Below are 15,859 nucleotides of genomic sequence, written 5' to 3' on the forward strand. Positions count from 1 at the left end.
TATTTTTTAATTTTTATACTAATTTTTTACGAATCCAGCCGGAAATCCAATCAATCACAATAACCATAATAATGATGCCAAGTAAGATTATTCCTACCCGGTTCCATTGCCGGTACTGCAATGCGATGATTAACGGGTAACCGATACCGCCGGCGCCAACCAGGCCCAAGATTGAAGCAGACCTGATAGAAACATCAAAGCGGTATAACGTATTTGAAATTAGAGCAGGCATCAAGTTAGGCAAAGTAGAAAACATAATAATATTAGTTTTGGAACCGCCGACCGCAGTTACTGCTTCGTTAGGACCATCATCCAAGTTTTCTATTGCTTCAGAAAACAGTTTGGCAAGCATCCCCACTGAGTGAAAGCCAAGAGCCATCACTCCGGCGGCAGAACCTGGTCCCACAGCCTTAATAAACATCAATGCCAAAACAATTTCTGGAAACGATCTAATTATTGCCAGTACGATTTTACCAGTCCGTGACACATACCAATGCTTGTGTTTAGTATTTGCTGCCCAGAAGGCAAAGGGCAGTGAAATAATAGCAGAAATAAAAGTTCCTAAAAACGCGATGCAGACAGTTTCCCACAACTGTGAAACCAAATCTTCGCCACTACCGTTATAAACATAAGACCAGTCTGGGTGAAAAATGCCGGAGAAAATCGCACCAGCAATTTGACCAGCTGTTTCTTTAATCCCGCCAAAGTCAATTCCAGTGCAGGACCATATTACTAATCCAATAGTCACAATTGTGATCAGCCAGTGCAAGATACGTTTTTTAACATCAATTGGCCTAGGAGGCAGCTTTTTCATAATTGTATCCATTATTGCATCAACGCCTCCCGTGATTTAGAAGAAACATAATCAATCAGTACCACTACAATGATAATCACAATGATAATTGTGCCCGTCTTAGGGTAATCAAAGACTTGCAGCGTTTGTTGCAGGTATAAACCGATACCACCGGCACCGATATAACCCAAAACGGTTGATGCTCTGACATTTATTTCAAATGCATACAAACAATAAGAAATAAAATATGTAATTACTTGTGGCAGAACTGCAAAAACTATAATTTGCAATTTGTTGGCGCCAACAGCTGTTAATGCTTCAATCGGACCGGGATCAATAGTTTCAATAGCCTCATAAAACAGCTTGACTACAATTCCGAAAGTACAGATAGCTAGTGCCAAGACACCAGCTACGGGTCCAATCCCGACAATAGCAACGAAAATGGCACCTAATAATAGATCAGGGATAGTTCTGATGATATTCATAATTACCCTGAGAATGCCTGTAATTGCCTTATTTTTAACAATATTGCGGGCAATTAATAAAGAATAGATAAAGGCTACAGCAGAGCCAATTACGGTTCCTAAAATTGCCATTTTAATTGTTTCAAGTAAAAGTGGAATTACTGTTGCCAGATATGACCAATCGGGATGCAGCATTTGCAGAAAAATATCAGCAAATTGACCGAAATTGGCAAATAACGCACCTAAATCTGTTTTAGTTTCATTAGTAGAGATAAATAAACCCGCAATGAAAATTATGACCCACAGTAAATTTAAAATCTTAAACTTTTTCTTAGGCAAAGCCAGCAGCTTTTCCTGTTCCGTGCTACTCATCTTGGTCACCACCGGAATAAATCTGATCAAACCTTGATGCTGGCGTATCTGACATCTTGCCGTCATAAATAATTTCACCAGCACGAACGCCGATTACCCTTTTACCAAATTCCTGTGCGAGTTGAACGCTGTGCAAGTTAATAACAACAGTCATACCATGCTTTTCATTCAGCATTTGTAAGTCTTTCATTACACGGCGAGAGGTTTGCGGATCAAGTGAAGCTGTCGGCTCGTCCGCCAAAATGATATCAGGGTTCTGTGTCAATACCCGGGCAATAGCAACACGTTGCTGCTGCCCCCCAGATAGTTCATCAGCACGAGAATAAACTTTATCTGCCAAATCAACTTGCTGTAAAGCATCATAGGCACGCTGTTTATCTTCCTTTGTAAAAAGGTTTAGCGAGGATTTCCAAGTTGGGTAATACCCTACTCTACCCGTTAGAACATTACGCAAAACACTTGAGCGTTTAACCAAATTAAAGCTTTGGAAAATCATGCCGATATGCCTACGCAACGTTCTTAATTTTTTACCCTTGGCCTTAGTAATAGATTCGCCGTTAATTAAGATATCACCCTCGGTAATATCAATTAAACGGTTAATCGACCTTAAAAGCGTTGATTTGCCGGCGCCGGATAAACCTACAATAACAACAAATTCACCCTTATTAATAGTTAAATTGACGTCTTTTAAACCAACAACATCTTTGCCATAAACTTTCTTTACGTTTTTTAATTCAATTATTGGCTTAACTACAGAATCTGCCATTATAAACTTCCTTTGTATCCCTTATTTTCTGGTTGATTCGATAATATCTTCATACTTGCGTACAACGTTAAAGTCACTGTCCTTAGTGTGGACATATCCTTCATGAGTATAGATACTCTCGATAATCTTTTTACCCTTTTTAGACTTACCAATATCAATAAATGCGTTAGCCAATTTCTTTCTAAATGACTTAGACATACTTGGAACTACAGAAATAGTATCGTTCGGAATTGGTTTAGTAAAGTAAATTGGCACCACTTGACTCATAATCTTAGGGTTGTCGTCTTTAACAATTGTCCGCGCATCTTCAAACACGAAAGCAGCATCAGTATCACCGTTAAGCACATTTAAAACTGCTTGATCTTGACCGGTGACAGTTACTAACTTGCAGCTCTTGCGCACATCAAGGCCTTTTTCCTTTAATTCAGCAATTGGGAAAACGTAGCCCGCTGAGGATGTGGGACTTTGAATAGAGATTGACTTGCCCTTTAAATCTTTCCAGCTCTTAATTTTAGAATTCTTCTTAGCTACAATTTCGGCACGATAGAAGTTAACTAAATCTTTAGTTGGACGTCCGTTTGGTTGCTTAACACCATATCTTTGTGCTTGCAGTAAAACATCTGCAGCACCTTGCTTATGAGCTAAAATGTAACCATTTGGCGGTAAGAAACCCACATCAACTTTTTTGGACTTCATGGCCTCAACCACTGTATTGTAATCAGTTGACATAGACACATGTACTGGAATGCCCAGCCGATCGGATAACATTTTTTCCAAAGGCTTTGCCCGTGATTCCAGCTTAGTGGCAGCCTGGCTAGGAACGAATTGCACGTTCAGAGACTTAGGCGTACCGCTATCCTTGCTCTTTTCCTTATTAGAGCAAGCTGCCGTCATGAATGCCACCAAAAAAACAGCAGCAAAAGCTAATATTTTTCTAAATTTTTTCATCATGCCCTCCCAGACATAAAAAAAGACTTTAGCCAAAAACACAAACGTGAATTAAACTAAGTCTTTTAATAACACTTTTACTAAAAAAGCGAACAATACCTTCTTTTTGAAGAAAGTGAAAAGGCTTTTTTGCAAAAAAGTCAATGAACGCTAGGCGCCGTTGATATTTTTGCATTACCTTCACACTCCTTTCAACATACTGTATTTATTCTATCAAATAATAGCAGAAATATTTTATTTAGAAAAGAGAATAGGTTGGAAAAATTATTTTTGCTGATGAAAAATTTTCAAGTTTGTTTTATTGACGCTTTTTTAGGAGTGTTATTTGTCTGGAATTTATTTTTTGGTAGAAGCGATTAACTTATCATACTTTCTGATGATGTTATAGTCACTATCTTTGGCATAAGTGTAGCCTTCGTGACTGTAAATACTTTCAATCAATTTTCTACCGTCTTTGGATTTGGCAATTGAAATAAATGCTTTAGCTAATTTCTTTCTAAATGACTTAGGCATACTTGGAAGAACTGAAATGGTATCGTTAGGTATTCTCTTAGTAAAGTAAATTGGCACTACTTCACTCATAATTTTTGGTTCGTCCTTTAAGACATCATTTCTAGCATCTTCATAAACAAAAGCTGCATCAGTATCACCGTTTAAAACATCAATCACTGCTTGATCTGCACCAGTAACAGTGACTAACTTACATTTTTTAGTTACATCTAAACCTTTTTGCTTTAACTCGGCAATTGGGAAAATATAGCCGGAGTCAGAGGTAACATCGGTGACAGAAATTGATTTGCCCTTTAAGTCCTTCCAACTCTTAATTTTTGAACCTTTCTTGACCAGGATTTCACCACGGTATGAATTAACTAATTCCTTAGTTCTCTTACCATTTGGTTGTGTAACGCGGTAGCGCTCAGCTTGCAATAATAAGTCTGCTGCTCCTTGTTTATGCGCCATGATATAGCCGTCTGAAGGTAAAAAGCCCACATCAACTTTTTTAGACTTCATGGCTTCAACTAGACCATTATAGTTAGTTGACATTGAAACATGTACCGGAATGCCAAGACGTTTAGAAAGCATCTTTTCCATTGGCTTAGCTCTTGCTTCTAGTTTATTGGCAGCAACGCTAGGTACGAACTGAACGTTGATTGATTTGGGTGTATTGCTGCTTGAAGACGACTTTTTATTTGAACAAGCCGTAGCTCCGACTGCTAATAATAGTAAAAAACAGGTTATCAGAAATTTTTTGATTTTGGTCATTTGTTCTTTTACTCCTTAAAAATGATATTCACAATGACTTTGTTTTCAGGTTAAATATCAAAAGTATTGCTAAATTTAAAGTAGCCTGCTTTTCCCTGAAAATATTAAATTACAAACTAACGACCTTCATTAACACCCGTTTTTGTTATTCATTATTTCCTCCAAAATTAACAACTAAAAAAGGGCAGAATATGACCTAAATCATATAAAGCCCTTGAATTTCTATTTTATAAAAAATGAACAGCTTAGACTGTAAATAATAAACTTATTCTCTATTACTACTAGCCTTTAATTAACACAACCGCGTTCATTCAGTTAATAATATACCAAAAGGTTCGTAAAAATTCAACTATTTAATTTAAGTTAGTCATTTTATTGCCCAGTATAAATAATAATCACGAACATTTTTGAGAGCAAAAAGCTATTGTTAAAAGTAATCCAGCCAACAAAAAAAGCACACAAAGAGTTGTATGCCATTAGCAACTTTTAAAAATATCAAATTTCTAAATTATTTATTTTTCCGTTCTAATTTAAGTGGTTTATTGTCAATGTCCGTTCTGACGATCAAAACATCTGCTAATGCATGCTGGTTAACATACTCAGTTACTGAACCCATTAACATTCTTTCAACTGCATTTAATCCAGTTGCACCCATAATAATTAAATCATTGTGGTGATCTTTAATAAAGTCATAGGAAATAATTGCTTTAGGACTGCCATAACGGATGTGATAATCAATATCATCAAAACCCAAATTATCATGAGCCCATTCAGTTAGGCTCTTAAGGTACTTTTCTGTATCCTGCGTCATCTGATAAACCGTGTCCCCAGTAATTAAGGTATCCTGCATTTGTCCCAGAAATTGTCTGGTATCAATTACGCTTAAAACATCAATATGGGCGTTTTCAGTCATTGCAATTTTAACTGCTTTATCAAAGGATCTTTCTGCCGATTCTGAACCGTCGACTGGAACTAAAATATTAGCTTTTTTTGTTTCCATGTTCTCACCCTTTTGAAATATATTATTCTTTTATCTATTTTACCATATTTTAGATAACAACTATGTTTTTTTATAATTGTTTATATACTAGTTTATTGCTAAAATTAGGTGTAATTGTCAAACGCAAAGGTGGAGGTATTTAATGACCCAAAAACTTAAAAATCAACTAATTGGCGTAAAAAGTGGCCGCAATTTTCGCGAATTGGGTGGCTATCAAACCAGTAGCGGTAAAACAGTCAAAATGCATAAATTACTGAGAACTGCTAACTTGGCAACGCTTGATCAAACTGATCTGAAGTTTTTACAAGACTATGGCGTAAAATATGTCGTTGACTTTAGAAGTAAAGACGAAGCTGAAAAAGAACCTGATCGCATTCCTGAAGGTGCTATCTATAACTTCGATCCCGTCTTCAGCGAGGACTTGACGGAATCTTCAAAAGGCATTGACGAAATTCTCAGTCAAAAACAACAAGATCCTAAAGCTGGTTTTGACCACATGTTTTTGGCATACGACGATATGATCAAGAGTGAATCGGCGCAAAAAGCATACCGGCACTTTTTTGATGTACTGCTAGCTAATGATCAGGAAAATCAAAGTGTAATATTCCACTGTACTGCTGGTAAAGATAGAACTGGTTTTGCGGCATTGTTGATTTTATCAGCACTTGAAGTGCCTTTTGAAACTATCAAAAAAGATTATCTTTTGACAAACGTTGCTACCAAAGACTTTGTACAGAAATTTTTACAAAAAGCAAAAGATGAAGGTGCTAACGATGCCACTTTAAACATCTTAAAAGATTTACAAACCGTTCATTCTGAGTATATTGACTTTGTCATTTCAACTATAAATAAAAATTATGGTAGCGTTGAAAACTACTTACATGATATTATGAGATTAACTGATGATGAAATCAGTAAGTTGCGTGAAATATATTTAAAATAGTTTTAAATGGTAAGGAGAAATTTTATGACTAAGACAAAAACTGTTTATTTTGGTGCTGGTTGGTTTAACGATAAGCAAAATGACGCTTATAAGAAGACAATGAAAGCTTTAGAAGAAAACCCAACCATTGACCTAGAAAACAGTTATGTTCCTCTAGATCATCAATATAAAGGCATTAATGTCGAGGAGCATCCCGAATATTTGCGTGATCGTGAATGGGAAACAGCAACATACCGCGGTGATTTAACTGGTATTAAAACCAGCGACATTATGATCGGTGTCTATTTACCAGATGAAGAAGATGTAGGTCTTGGTATGGAATTAGGTTATGCGTTGTCTCAAGGAAAATACATTGTGCTGATTATTCCTGATGAAGACTACGGTAAACCAATCAATCTAATGAGCTGGGGCGTTTGCGATATTGCTCTTAAACTAAGTGAAGTAAAAGACTTTGACTTTAATAAGCCTCGCTTTGACTTTTACGACGGTGCTGCTTATTAAAAGCTGTGTTTAAACAAAATTAAATAAGACATATAAAAACCGTTTCTATTGAAACGGTTTTTGTTGTATATTTTCAAGTGCTTAGGAAGTTTATAGTTTAATGCGTAAAATTAACTGCAAATGCAAAATTAGCGTCAGCTTTGCAATTTAAAAAGCCTTGTATTCTTTAACATTATAAAATCTACTATATAATACTTAATTGCACCGTAAAGACATTCATGCTAAAATACAGGTGTAAGAAAAAGGAAGACTTACCTCAATAAGTCTTCCTCACGTAGAGCCGCCACAAAGGACGGTAGCTGCGCTTATATTAGTTTTACATTAAAACCGCCCAGCTAGTCTCTAGGACGGTTTTTGATTTGCTCATTTATCATGATGCTTGTCAATAAACATTAACAAGGTCAAGATAAACATACCAAAGTTAAGCATTAAACTTAACGCTTCGGCAGTGCTCATCAACTGCTGCTCCTTTCTTTTGGGAGACTGAAGTATGAATCAAGATAGTTCATAGGCCTCACTTCCTTCATGAAAGCGGCAGCTACCGTCCTTTTAACTTTTCTACGCTGATTAAATTATAACAAACCAATCTCAAATATTAACCAGATTTTAGAAAATTATCTATAATCATATAGGCCAAGCCATTAAAATGGCTTGGCTTTTATTTTGAACATTATTTCAGTAGTTACAATACTTAAAATTTGGAGGCACTTCATTGCTAGACTTCGTCTATTTTCTACTATTACAATCAATTAATCTGATTCTAAAATTCTCAGCAAAGAGTACAAGTAAATAATAATATTTTAAAGCGAATTATATATTTTTTATTCTGTCAAATAATCTAAAATGCGGAACATCGCCCTTTTATTTTCTTTAGGGACAGGATGATCAATAACCTGCTTAACCGTTTGCTTAAATACAGAACCGGATAAATATTGCGCATCGTTGACCACAATCTCTTTAATATTATCTTTTGCTGGTTCTAAGTGAAACTGCAAACCAACGGCTTGCTTGCCTAAGACAAAACCTTGATTTTGTAAATTAGCATTAGCAAATAAAACTTCAGCTTCATCTGGTATTTCAAACATTTCCTCGTGCCAATGCAATACTTGCAATTTTTCAGGTAAGTCGTTTATTAATTGAGATTGCAATTTGACTGGACCCCAGCCTACTTCTTTAACCGGCGCCTTTTTAACCTGATAGCCTAAAGTTTTAACAATTTGTTGAGCGCCAAAGCATACTCCTAAAACGGGCTTTTTCTCCCGGAATAGCTGCTTAATTAACTGCCGTTCCTGCTTAATCCATGACAGATCATCATTTGGACTCATAGGACCACCCAAAATAACTAGTAAATCTGTTGTGGCAGCTTCAGGCAAAATGCCAAACTGATAGGGATGATATACATAAAAGTCATGCTGATGCAGGTCGGCCCATTCCTGAATCGAACCGGGGCCTTCGTTTGGCGTGTGTTGTAAAACATTAACTCTCATCACTTTGCTCCTTTAAAATAAATTAGTACCACAGTGTTTTTACTAAAATATTCAAATAATAATTTAATATCATTATAATTTAATGATAAAATTAAGTTTAATTTAATTAAAGCTTTTTATATTCCAATGTTCCAGGAGAATGCAATGTCTTTCAAAACTTTTTTTAAAACACTACCTAAGTCATTATTATTGGGAATTCTAATCGCAACTATAATTTATTCTTTTGATGGCGTGGTTTTATCTTCAGTAGTTTCAAATGTGACGCTTTTCAACCGCCATACACCCGCTATAAAAGCAGTGTTGTATATCATTAGCAGTTTGCTGGCTCTGGGATTAGTTTATTTCGCCATGACCCTAAAACAAATCTGGATCAATCAGGCAATCAAATTAATGAATATCAAAATAAAAGACAGTTTTGTTTACGGTCAGATAGTTAACCCTGACTTTGCAGCAGTTGCTTCAGATAATGTTTCAAAAATTTTTAATGACTTCAAGTTGATTGAAACTAATTATTTTAAAAATTTTTTTGAATTGTGTGGTGCCATTTTGATGGCTGTAATATCCAGCGTTTATATTCTTTGGCTTAATTTTGCAATTGGAATTTTATTCATTTTGTTTTCACTGCTGCCAATGCTTTCATCCAAAATTTTTGGCAAAGTATTAAGTGGTTCCTCTGAAACTTGGCAAAAAAATAGCAGCACTTATTTAGGTAAAGTAACCGACTTGTTTAATGGTATTCGCACAATTAAAACTTATTTAGCTGAAAAAACAATGTTTGCAGATACAGAAAACTATTTGCAGCAAACAGAAAATTCGTACAAAAAGATGAATGACTATCAAGCTTGGGCCATTTTTCTCAGCGCCGTTCTTTCTGCATTGAGTTTTATTCTTCCTCTCGGTGCAGGTTTGTTTTTTGTTATCAATGGTCAGGCTGAACCAGCAGCTATTATCGCCATTTTCTTAGCCAGTGACCGTGTCGTTGGGCCCCTGAGAAATGCCGCACAATGCCTAAATGAGATGAAGACAACAGAAAATATTCGTAAAAGTCTCAAACTGTATTCGCTTGAATTTGCAGAAAACAAGAATAGTCAACTTAATTCTCCCAGCATCAAGATAGATGATGTCAGTTTTGCTTATAATGACAAAAAGGTGATTTTGACAAATTTAAGTTTAACAATTCCATTCAAAACCAAAATTTTAATTACTGGTAAATCCGGTGCAGGCAAATCAACAATCTTCAACTTAATAGAAGGCTTCATCAAACCTACAAGCGGACAAATTTTTCTTCAAGATGGTTCTCAAGTAGTTAAAAATATCGCTGGTTCTGGTGAAATTGCTTATATTGCTCAGAGTCCATTCATGTTCAATGACACTTTGCGTCTTAATCTGACTCTAGGTAAAGGGTTTTCGGATGAAGAATGCTTGAAAGCACTAAAAGTAGTCGGTTTATTAGCAGAACTAGGTGATAATTGTTTAGACAAAAAGTATGGTGAAAATGGTGCAAATCTTTCAGGTGGACAAAAGCAAAGAATTGAAATTGCTCGTGCACTGATTTACCGTAAAAAGATTATTTTAGTAGATGAGGCCACTTCGGCTTTAGATAATGAAACAGGTAAAAAAGTGCAACAAGTAATAAACAGGTTGAACTGCACTGTGTTGGAAATTGCACACCATTACGATGAGCAAATATTTAAAGATAATAACTTTAAACATTACGAGTTAAAAGATAACACTCTTTTGGAACAGAATAACTAAACTCAATTTGGTATAGATTTACTTTTCGATTTAGTAAAAATAAAGCAAACTAAAATGCAAACCAGTACGATCAAAGATAGGAATACTAACATATTATAATTTAGTTTTAGACCTGCCAATGCCGCTAACTTTTTGTTTTTAAAACCTGTTTGCGCCAAAGTTATTAACGAAGCTGCTAGTGCTGTGCCTATCGCCCCAGAATATGATTGGGCGGTCATAAAAATGACATTCCCATCATTTTTTACATCAGTCGGAATATGGGATAAACAAAAAGTCATGATATTACCGTAGCTAAATCCTAAGCCAAACATAAAGCTGATATAAATAAAGGCCATGTTGGTAGTATTTGGGTTTAAAAAATTAGCAATTATAAAAGTGAGAAGAATTATTACTACTCCAAATATTATTGGTAATTTTTGATTAATCTTATCATAAATTATTCCAGCAAACGCTGAAACAACTGCATCTGTGATAGCAGCAGGTAAAACCAGCAACCCAGCTGTGGCTGTTGTTTGTGCAAAAGCTGTCTGTAACACGTTGGGTATCAAAAATGACATGCTCAGTGACATTAATTGCAACAGAAAAAATGCCAGCAAAAAGAAAGTAAACTGCCAGTTTTTAAATAGACTAACTTTTAAAACTGCATGATCGCTATGCTTTTCAACCAAAATAAAGAAAAATCCAGTAATAATAGTGATTAATGCCAATATTAATTGCAGATAAATATTATTGCCACTGGTAAAACCTAAAAGTACAAATAAAGCGGACAGGAGAAACGCAATTAAAAGTAAACCGCCCTGAAAATCGAATGGAATTTTTTCAGTTTTAGTAGTTTGAGTGATACTAAACTCGCCTAATACCCAGATCAATATAATTACTGGGATAATAAACAAAAATAAATTCTGCCACTGAAATAGTTTTAGAACTATTCCACCGTATACTGGACCAACTGCAGGAGCAAAAGCAATAACAAGAGTGCCAAGTCCCATAAACATGCCTACTTGCTTTTGAGGTGATTCTCTTAAGATTATTGAAAACATTAGTGGCAAACCAATGCCGGCAGCAACTCCTTGTAAAAGACGCCCAGATAGTAATAAGGCGAAGCTTGATGAAATTCCTGCTAAAAAAGTACCTAGTAAAAAGCATAAAACAGCTATTCTAAATAAAGAAACAACTTTGAATCTCTTTTGTAAATACGAACCAAAAGGAATAATAATCGTAGATACTAACATATAGCCTGTTGTTAACCACTGAACCGTTCTGGCAGAAATATTAAATTCAGTCATTAATTGGGGAAAAGCAATATTGAGTGCTGTTTCTATCACAATTCCCAAAAAGCTAAGTATTCCCACTGAGAGTATTGAGCCAATTAGCTTACTATTTTTTACCATTAAAATTCTCAATTCCTTTTGTCATTATTTTTTAGATACTATATCTAGTTAAATAAGTATATTACAGTAATATGTAGTACCAGTTAAGAAAAAGCGATTGAGTAGAATATTGTTTTATAATACAAAATTTAAATTGACAACTAAAAAAGCAACATAATAAATTTCTGTTAACTTTGACAAAGTCATCTATACTTCTGTTAGAGCAATTGTTTTTGTACTTAAAAAAGCTCCAAGCTATATCTAGCTTGGAGCCAAAACTTTAGCGAAAAGATTTGTTAAAATCCGTCAGCAAAATTTGATTAGCAAACGTTTATTTTATTGCCCGACGATCTTTTAAAATATAAAAGAAGCCTAATAGAACAAGCAAAACCATTACAGAATAAAAAGACGGCAAAATTTGACCAAATTGAAAATCATATATTACCAATTTATAGGCTAATAAGGAAACGGAGGCTAATATCAACACCATTCCGCGATTAGTTCTAAGAAATTTGATTATTGGATTATCTTTATAAGTTTTACCCAAAAGCCAACATGCATTGATCAAGGCTAGCAATGCAACTATTTCAGTCATGTATTTATCCTCCTTTCCAAATTAACATATAAAAGACAAACTGTTATGTCTTTATAAATAAGTTAACGACCTTTTGATCGACGAAATAAATCTGAGGTAATTATTGATTTATCTCTAAAATAAGAATAACATTAAATTATTATTTTTAGTGTGAAAAATCGGCACATTTTTGAGCACAATAAACAAAGAAAGAATACGATCATGAATAATTTTGGCAAAACAATTCATAATCTTAGAACTAGACGTAAAATGACCCAGCAAGAGTTAGCGCAAGATTTATTTGATCGCAGTACAATTTCTAAAATTGAAAATAATGAATTATCAACTACTTATGAAAATGAAATTAAATTAATAACGCGGTTGGGCTTAACTCCAAATGAGTTTGAGTATATTAGCAATAGTTATCAAGTTGGAACTAAAGATCAACTTCTGTATCGCTTTTTAAACCTCGATGACAATGTTGATCAAGAAGAAATAAATGGTCTGCTACAAGATTGTCTTTTTGTTAAAAATGATGAAGATATTAAAAGGATTGCTATTATCCTAAAATCTCTCTTGCTGGTTAATAACGCAGCAGCTCCTGCTCATGCTCGCGAACTTGTTCAACCTATCTGGTTTAACTATCTTCGTAATATTGAAGTTTTTACCATTACAGATATAACAATTCTTAATTCAATTCTATTTGCTTTTGATTATCAAACGGCAAATGAAATTATTACTAAGATTATTACAAATTTAGATAATCGCTATCCCTTTATGAAAGAATTAAAAGCTAATACTTTAATTAACCAAGCAATAATACAAATGAAGGAGCATCAATTTAAGTCAGCTGTTAGCATTCTCAATAGCTTGCAGCCTTTACTAAAGAGCCTAAGGCAATATGATAAATTGCTGGTTGTTAATGCTCGCATAGCAATTTGTCAAAATGACAAACAAAAGGCTCTGGAGCAAGTCGATTTATTACAAAAAATTGGTGCCGCAAATCTAGCAAAAAGTTTAGAACAGGAAGTTAAACAGTTTTTATGATTAAAGCTCTTCTTTAAAATTAACTGTACTTACTACAGAACTAAAGCCCTTGAAACTAAGAATTTCAAGGGCTTTAGCTTTTTTAGCAACTGCATCATTAATGTAGCACGTATCATTTTCTAGAATTCATTATAAATAAAATGAATAGAACTGATACCTAAATATTGATATAAATAAATCAAAAAAAAGATAATGGCAGCATAAATAATTATTTTTAAAGTAAAACCTATTATATTTTTCCAAGAAGTTTGGTGTTTTTTGGTCATTTACCCTTTCACATCCTATTAATCTATCTAATACTTCAAGTAATATAATATATTGTATAATATAGCTCAAGATAGTATAATACGTTTATTAATAAGTAATGGTAATTTTTATAATTAATAAATAGTTGTCTTACTGACATTCCTATAAACATTACAACTTTTTACGCAATTAAAAAGTCTGGCACATTACCAGGCTATTCCTACGTTAAAAGCTTTATAACGGAGGCATAAAATGAAAAAAATTTATAAAATAGGGATATTTTGTGGAATAATCGGTGTGCTCTTATTTGCGTGTGTGAAAATAAATGGTGCTTTGCAAAAGCCTCAAGTAACAGAAGCCGATATCAAACAAACTACCAAAAGAGTTTACACAGTTAAAAAATTTAATAAAATCAAATTTTCTTCCTATAGACCTAATACTATTGTTACTTTAGGTAATAAATACCAAGTCACAATTAAAGCAAAACGTGGCGGAAATGCACAAAAAATTAAAACTAAAGTTAAAGATGAACAATTGACTATTTATGATAAGCCGGAAAAACATTTTAATGATGGCTATTATGAAGTCACTGTCACTGTACCAAGTAAGAATGCTTTGAAAAAAGTGTCAGGTTATTTGCGGGGTGGCTGCGCACTATTAGAGAAATTGGATATTCCTGTTATCAACCTTAAGTCAAACATTGCTTATTTAGCCCTTGATCATATTTCTTCTCAAAACGTTAAGTTAAAGATCAAACATCAAGTTTTAGACATATTGGATTCAAATTTACAAAATTGTTCCATTAATATCGGTAAAGGCAATATGACTTTTGACGATAGCAAGATCAAAACTAAAGTATTCATTGCCAAAGGCGGCATGCTTATTAATGATTGTACTTTCTCAGGTAATAGCTCGTTTACTCTTAATAAGGGCGTATTTTCAATGACGGGTGCACCAAAAATTAGTTATGATTTACGCGTTGATCCTAAGCATAAAATTGTAACTGATAATAAGGATCATCGTAATCGGCTTCTTATATCCGTACCAAACAAGCCAACCGTTAAAGTAACTAGCAAGAATGCGAATATAGAATTTTACAAATAAATTTAGTGGCTTTTTAGCTGTAGTAAAGCTATTGGTCAAAGCATAATCGATCTAAATACCAGTAATTATGGTATGTTCGATATGTTTGATTTGCCGAAAATCAATTGTGACCTTACAACTGATTCCACACAAAAAATACTATTCTCATCATTTTTCTACCCCCTTCTCAAGCAAACCCATTGCTTAAAGTTACCAGTAAAACTGGCAAAATTTCAATATCTAAGGATTAAGCTATATAGTCTAGCGTCAAAACTCACACAGTAAAATTAGTCAACCTAATTTGATATTCTTTGCACCTATTTACAAATTAAATATAAAATAGAATAAAATCATTATTTAGGAGTCCAAATTGATCATAGACACTAAGAAATTGCAAAAAGCAGTCATGGAAAATAAGAAAAAACACGGTTTCAATACCACAGATATTGAGTTTGAATTATTGCGCTTACATGGAGAAGCTAATGAGTTATTTGAAGCTTGGCGCAAGAATAATAAGGAAAATATCAATGAAGAATTAGCGGATGTGGGAATATTCTTACTGGGTATTGCGGAAATGCTTGACAGTGATTTAGGCGAAGACATTGTTAATAAAATGAAAATAAACGAAAAAAGGATATACAAAAACGGTGTTAAACGCAGTCCATATGATAACGATAAATAAAATAATAGCTTTGGCTTAATAACAGCATGGTCAAACTATCAGCTACTCATTCAATTCTTACAAAAGTTGATGACCAATCTTTTTCTAGCTATTTACGTTAAATCTTGTACCTTTTGGCAACTCTAATTATTAATGAAAAATAGAGTTGCTTTTTTAATTATTAGGATTTAATATATCCAAATATAATATAAATACCATCTTTGATATCAAATCTTACACAAGATTATTTGATAATAGAGAAAGTGTCATACTATTATGGTGTAAAAAAAATTATCTTTCACAACCAAAAGTATAATATGCGGTTTCATACAAATTCTACTAGGTTTCTTTGCAATTTTTATTCTAAAAAAAGACTTTAGCTTCCTAATTGTTTTTTCTATTTTTGCACTCATGTGTTTTGCATCAGCTTTTTTTGGAAAAAATCCAAGTACAAAACCAAAGAAATATTCTGAAAGAGTCTATAGAAATAGGAGAATAACTTCTTATGCTATAGGTTTATTTATGATTTTCATGAGTATAATGGGATTTTTATTTGATCCGAAGCATTCTCTAAATTTAATTTATT

The 15,859-nt window shown here is 33.8% G+C and carries 17 protein-coding genes; 6 read left to right on the forward strand and 11 right to left on the reverse strand.

Features of this window, described 5'->3' with window-relative positions; all coding sequences use genetic code 11:
• Positions 1-13: 13 nt before the first annotated feature.
• The 6 genes from phnE (LACWKB8_RS07930) to LACWKB8_RS07955 all read right to left on the reverse strand — a co-directional run bounded on the left by phnE (LACWKB8_RS07930) (position 14) and on the right by LACWKB8_RS07955 (position 5,606).
• The gene (phnE, locus tag LACWKB8_RS07930; RefSeq protein ID WP_038524350.1) at positions 14-826 is read right to left on the reverse strand and encodes a phosphonate ABC transporter, permease protein PhnE; all 813 of its coding nucleotides are present in this window, start codon (positions 824-826) and stop codon (positions 14-16) included.
• Positions 826-1,629, reverse strand: coding sequence for a phosphonate ABC transporter, permease protein PhnE (phnE, locus tag LACWKB8_RS07935; RefSeq protein ID WP_038524352.1), 804 nt, complete (start codon positions 1,627-1,629; stop codon positions 826-828). Before phnE (LACWKB8_RS07935) ends, phnE (LACWKB8_RS07930) begins: the two co-directional genes overlap by 1 nt.
• Entirely contained in the window at positions 1,622-2,395 is a 774-nt protein-coding gene (gene phnC / locus LACWKB8_RS07940) for a phosphonate ABC transporter ATP-binding protein (RefSeq protein WP_038524355.1), read from the reverse strand. Before phnC ends, phnE (LACWKB8_RS07935) begins: the two co-directional genes overlap by 8 nt.
• A 21-nt stretch (positions 2,396-2,416) precedes the next feature.
• Positions 2,417-3,343, reverse strand: coding sequence for a phosphate/phosphite/phosphonate ABC transporter substrate-binding protein (gene phnD / locus LACWKB8_RS07945; protein WP_038524358.1), 927 nt, complete (start codon positions 3,341-3,343; stop codon positions 2,417-2,419).
• A 336-nt stretch (positions 3,344-3,679) separates the two neighbouring features.
• Positions 3,680-4,606 (reverse strand): phosphate/phosphite/phosphonate ABC transporter substrate-binding protein, encoded by a 927-nt coding sequence (locus LACWKB8_RS07950; RefSeq protein ID WP_038524361.1) that lies wholly within the window; start codon positions 4,604-4,606, stop codon positions 3,680-3,682.
• 508 nt (positions 4,607-5,114) lie between these two features.
• On the reverse strand, positions 5,115-5,606 hold the full coding sequence (locus LACWKB8_RS07955) for a universal stress protein (protein ID WP_038524364.1): 492 nt from the start codon (positions 5,604-5,606) through the stop codon (positions 5,115-5,117).
• A 142-nt stretch (positions 5,607-5,748) separates the two neighbouring features.
• Here LACWKB8_RS07955 and LACWKB8_RS07960 point away from each other — a divergent pair, with 142 nt between their 5' ends.
• Positions 5,749-6,549, forward strand: a complete 801-nt coding sequence (locus tag LACWKB8_RS07960) for a tyrosine-protein phosphatase (RefSeq protein WP_038524367.1) — start codon at positions 5,749-5,751, stop codon at positions 6,547-6,549.
• 24 nt (positions 6,550-6,573) lie between these two features.
• A complete protein-coding gene (locus tag LACWKB8_RS07965; RefSeq protein ID WP_038524370.1) occupies positions 6,574-7,050 on the forward strand; it encodes a nucleoside 2-deoxyribosyltransferase in 477 nt (158 codons plus the stop codon).
• A 363-nt stretch (positions 7,051-7,413) separates the two neighbouring features.
• Here the strand turns inward: LACWKB8_RS07965 and LACWKB8_RS09180 are convergent, their stop codons facing one another.
• Together LACWKB8_RS09180 and LACWKB8_RS07970 are read right to left on the reverse strand one after the other, a co-directional pair.
• Complete coding sequence (locus LACWKB8_RS09180) at positions 7,414-7,506, reverse strand: putative holin-like toxin (protein ID WP_081945322.1); 93 nt, start codon at positions 7,504-7,506, stop codon at positions 7,414-7,416.
• 365 nt (positions 7,507-7,871) lie between these two features.
• A complete protein-coding gene (locus LACWKB8_RS07970; RefSeq protein WP_038524373.1) occupies positions 7,872-8,537 on the reverse strand; it encodes a type 1 glutamine amidotransferase in 666 nt (221 codons plus the stop codon).
• Positions 8,538-8,681: 144 nt separating this feature from the next.
• On the opposite strand from LACWKB8_RS07970, the gene LACWKB8_RS07975 reads away from it, so the two are divergent.
• Positions 8,682-10,292 carry an ABC transporter ATP-binding protein gene (locus tag LACWKB8_RS07975; RefSeq protein WP_038524376.1) on the forward strand — a complete coding sequence of 537 codons (1,611 nt, stop codon included), beginning with the start codon at positions 8,682-8,684 and terminating at the stop codon, positions 10,290-10,292.
• A 2-nt stretch (positions 10,293-10,294) separates the two neighbouring features.
• Here LACWKB8_RS07975 and LACWKB8_RS07980 read toward each other — a convergent pair whose 3' ends face one another.
• Together LACWKB8_RS07980 and LACWKB8_RS07985 are read right to left on the reverse strand one after the other, a co-directional pair.
• The gene (locus LACWKB8_RS07980) at positions 10,295-11,683 is read right to left on the reverse strand and encodes a DHA2 family efflux MFS transporter permease subunit (RefSeq protein WP_038524378.1); all 1,389 of its coding nucleotides are present in this window, start codon (positions 11,681-11,683) and stop codon (positions 10,295-10,297) included.
• 310 nt (positions 11,684-11,993) lie between these two features.
• On the reverse strand, positions 11,994-12,257 hold the full coding sequence (locus tag LACWKB8_RS07985) for a hypothetical protein (RefSeq protein WP_038524381.1): 264 nt from the start codon (positions 12,255-12,257) through the stop codon (positions 11,994-11,996).
• Between the two features lie 150 nt (positions 12,258-12,407).
• On the opposite strand from LACWKB8_RS07985, the gene LACWKB8_RS09040 reads away from it, so the two are divergent.
• Positions 12,408-13,283, forward strand: coding sequence for a helix-turn-helix domain-containing protein (locus LACWKB8_RS09040; protein WP_166484953.1), 876 nt, complete (start codon positions 12,408-12,410; stop codon positions 13,281-13,283).
• Between the two features lie 119 nt (positions 13,284-13,402).
• Here the strand turns inward: LACWKB8_RS09040 and dltX are convergent, their stop codons facing one another.
• The gene (gene dltX / locus LACWKB8_RS07995; RefSeq protein WP_038524384.1) at positions 13,403-13,549 is read right to left on the reverse strand and encodes a teichoic acid D-Ala incorporation-associated protein DltX; all 147 of its coding nucleotides are present in this window, start codon (positions 13,547-13,549) and stop codon (positions 13,403-13,405) included.
• A 232-nt stretch (positions 13,550-13,781) separates the two neighbouring features.
• On the opposite strand from dltX, the gene LACWKB8_RS08000 reads away from it, so the two are divergent.
• A complete protein-coding gene (locus LACWKB8_RS08000; RefSeq protein WP_038524387.1) occupies positions 13,782-14,633 on the forward strand; it encodes a GIN domain-containing protein in 852 nt (283 codons plus the stop codon).
• A 349-nt stretch (positions 14,634-14,982) separates the two neighbouring features.
• Positions 14,983-15,294 (forward strand): MazG nucleotide pyrophosphohydrolase domain-containing protein, encoded by a 312-nt coding sequence (locus tag LACWKB8_RS08005; RefSeq protein WP_038524389.1) that lies wholly within the window; start codon positions 14,983-14,985, stop codon positions 15,292-15,294.
• Positions 15,295-15,859 lie beyond the last annotated feature (565 nt).

The organism is Lactobacillus sp. wkB8, assembly GCF_000761135.1.
GTDB classification, from domain to species: Bacteria; Bacillota; Bacilli; order Lactobacillales; family Lactobacillaceae; genus Lactobacillus; species Lactobacillus helsingborgensis.

Coding starts and splice junctions, on each gene's coding strand:
- phnE (WP_038524350.1), bottom strand. CDS start 826: ATGGATACAATTATGAAAAAGCTGCCTCCTAGGCCAATTGATGTTAAA.
- phnE (WP_038524352.1), bottom strand. CDS start 1,629: ATGAGTAGCACGGAACAGGAAAAGCTGCTGGCTTTGCCTAAGAAAAAG.
- phnC (WP_038524355.1), bottom strand. CDS start 2,395: ATGGCAGATTCTGTAGTTAAGCCAATAATTGAATTAAAAAACGTAAAG.
- phnD (WP_038524358.1), bottom strand. CDS start 3,343: ATGAAAAAATTTAGAAAAATATTAGCTTTTGCTGCTGTTTTTTTGGTG.
- LACWKB8_RS07950 (WP_038524361.1), bottom strand. CDS start 4,606: ATGACCAAAATCAAAAAATTTCTGATAACCTGTTTTTTACTATTATTA.
- LACWKB8_RS07955 (WP_038524364.1), bottom strand. CDS start 5,606: ATGGAAACAAAAAAAGCTAATATTTTAGTTCCAGTCGACGGTTCAGAA.
- LACWKB8_RS07960 (WP_038524367.1), top strand. CDS start 5,749: ATGACCCAAAAACTTAAAAATCAACTAATTGGCGTAAAAAGTGGCCGC.
- LACWKB8_RS07965 (WP_038524370.1), top strand. CDS start 6,574: ATGACTAAGACAAAAACTGTTTATTTTGGTGCTGGTTGGTTTAACGAT.
- LACWKB8_RS09180 (WP_081945322.1), bottom strand. CDS start 7,506: ATGAGCACTGCCGAAGCGTTAAGTTTAATGCTTAACTTTGGTATGTTT.
- LACWKB8_RS07970 (WP_038524373.1), bottom strand. CDS start 8,537: ATGAGAGTTAATGTTTTACAACACACGCCAAACGAAGGCCCCGGTTCG.
- LACWKB8_RS07975 (WP_038524376.1), top strand. CDS start 8,682: ATGTCTTTCAAAACTTTTTTTAAAACACTACCTAAGTCATTATTATTG.
- LACWKB8_RS07980 (WP_038524378.1), bottom strand. CDS start 11,683: ATGGTAAAAAATAGTAAGCTAATTGGCTCAATACTCTCAGTGGGAATA.
- LACWKB8_RS07985 (WP_038524381.1), bottom strand. CDS start 12,257: ATGACTGAAATAGTTGCATTGCTAGCCTTGATCAATGCATGTTGGCTT.
- dltX (WP_038524384.1), bottom strand. CDS start 13,549: ATGACCAAAAAACACCAAACTTCTTGGAAAAATATAATAGGTTTTACT.
- LACWKB8_RS08000 (WP_038524387.1), top strand. CDS start 13,782: ATGAAAAAAATTTATAAAATAGGGATATTTTGTGGAATAATCGGTGTG.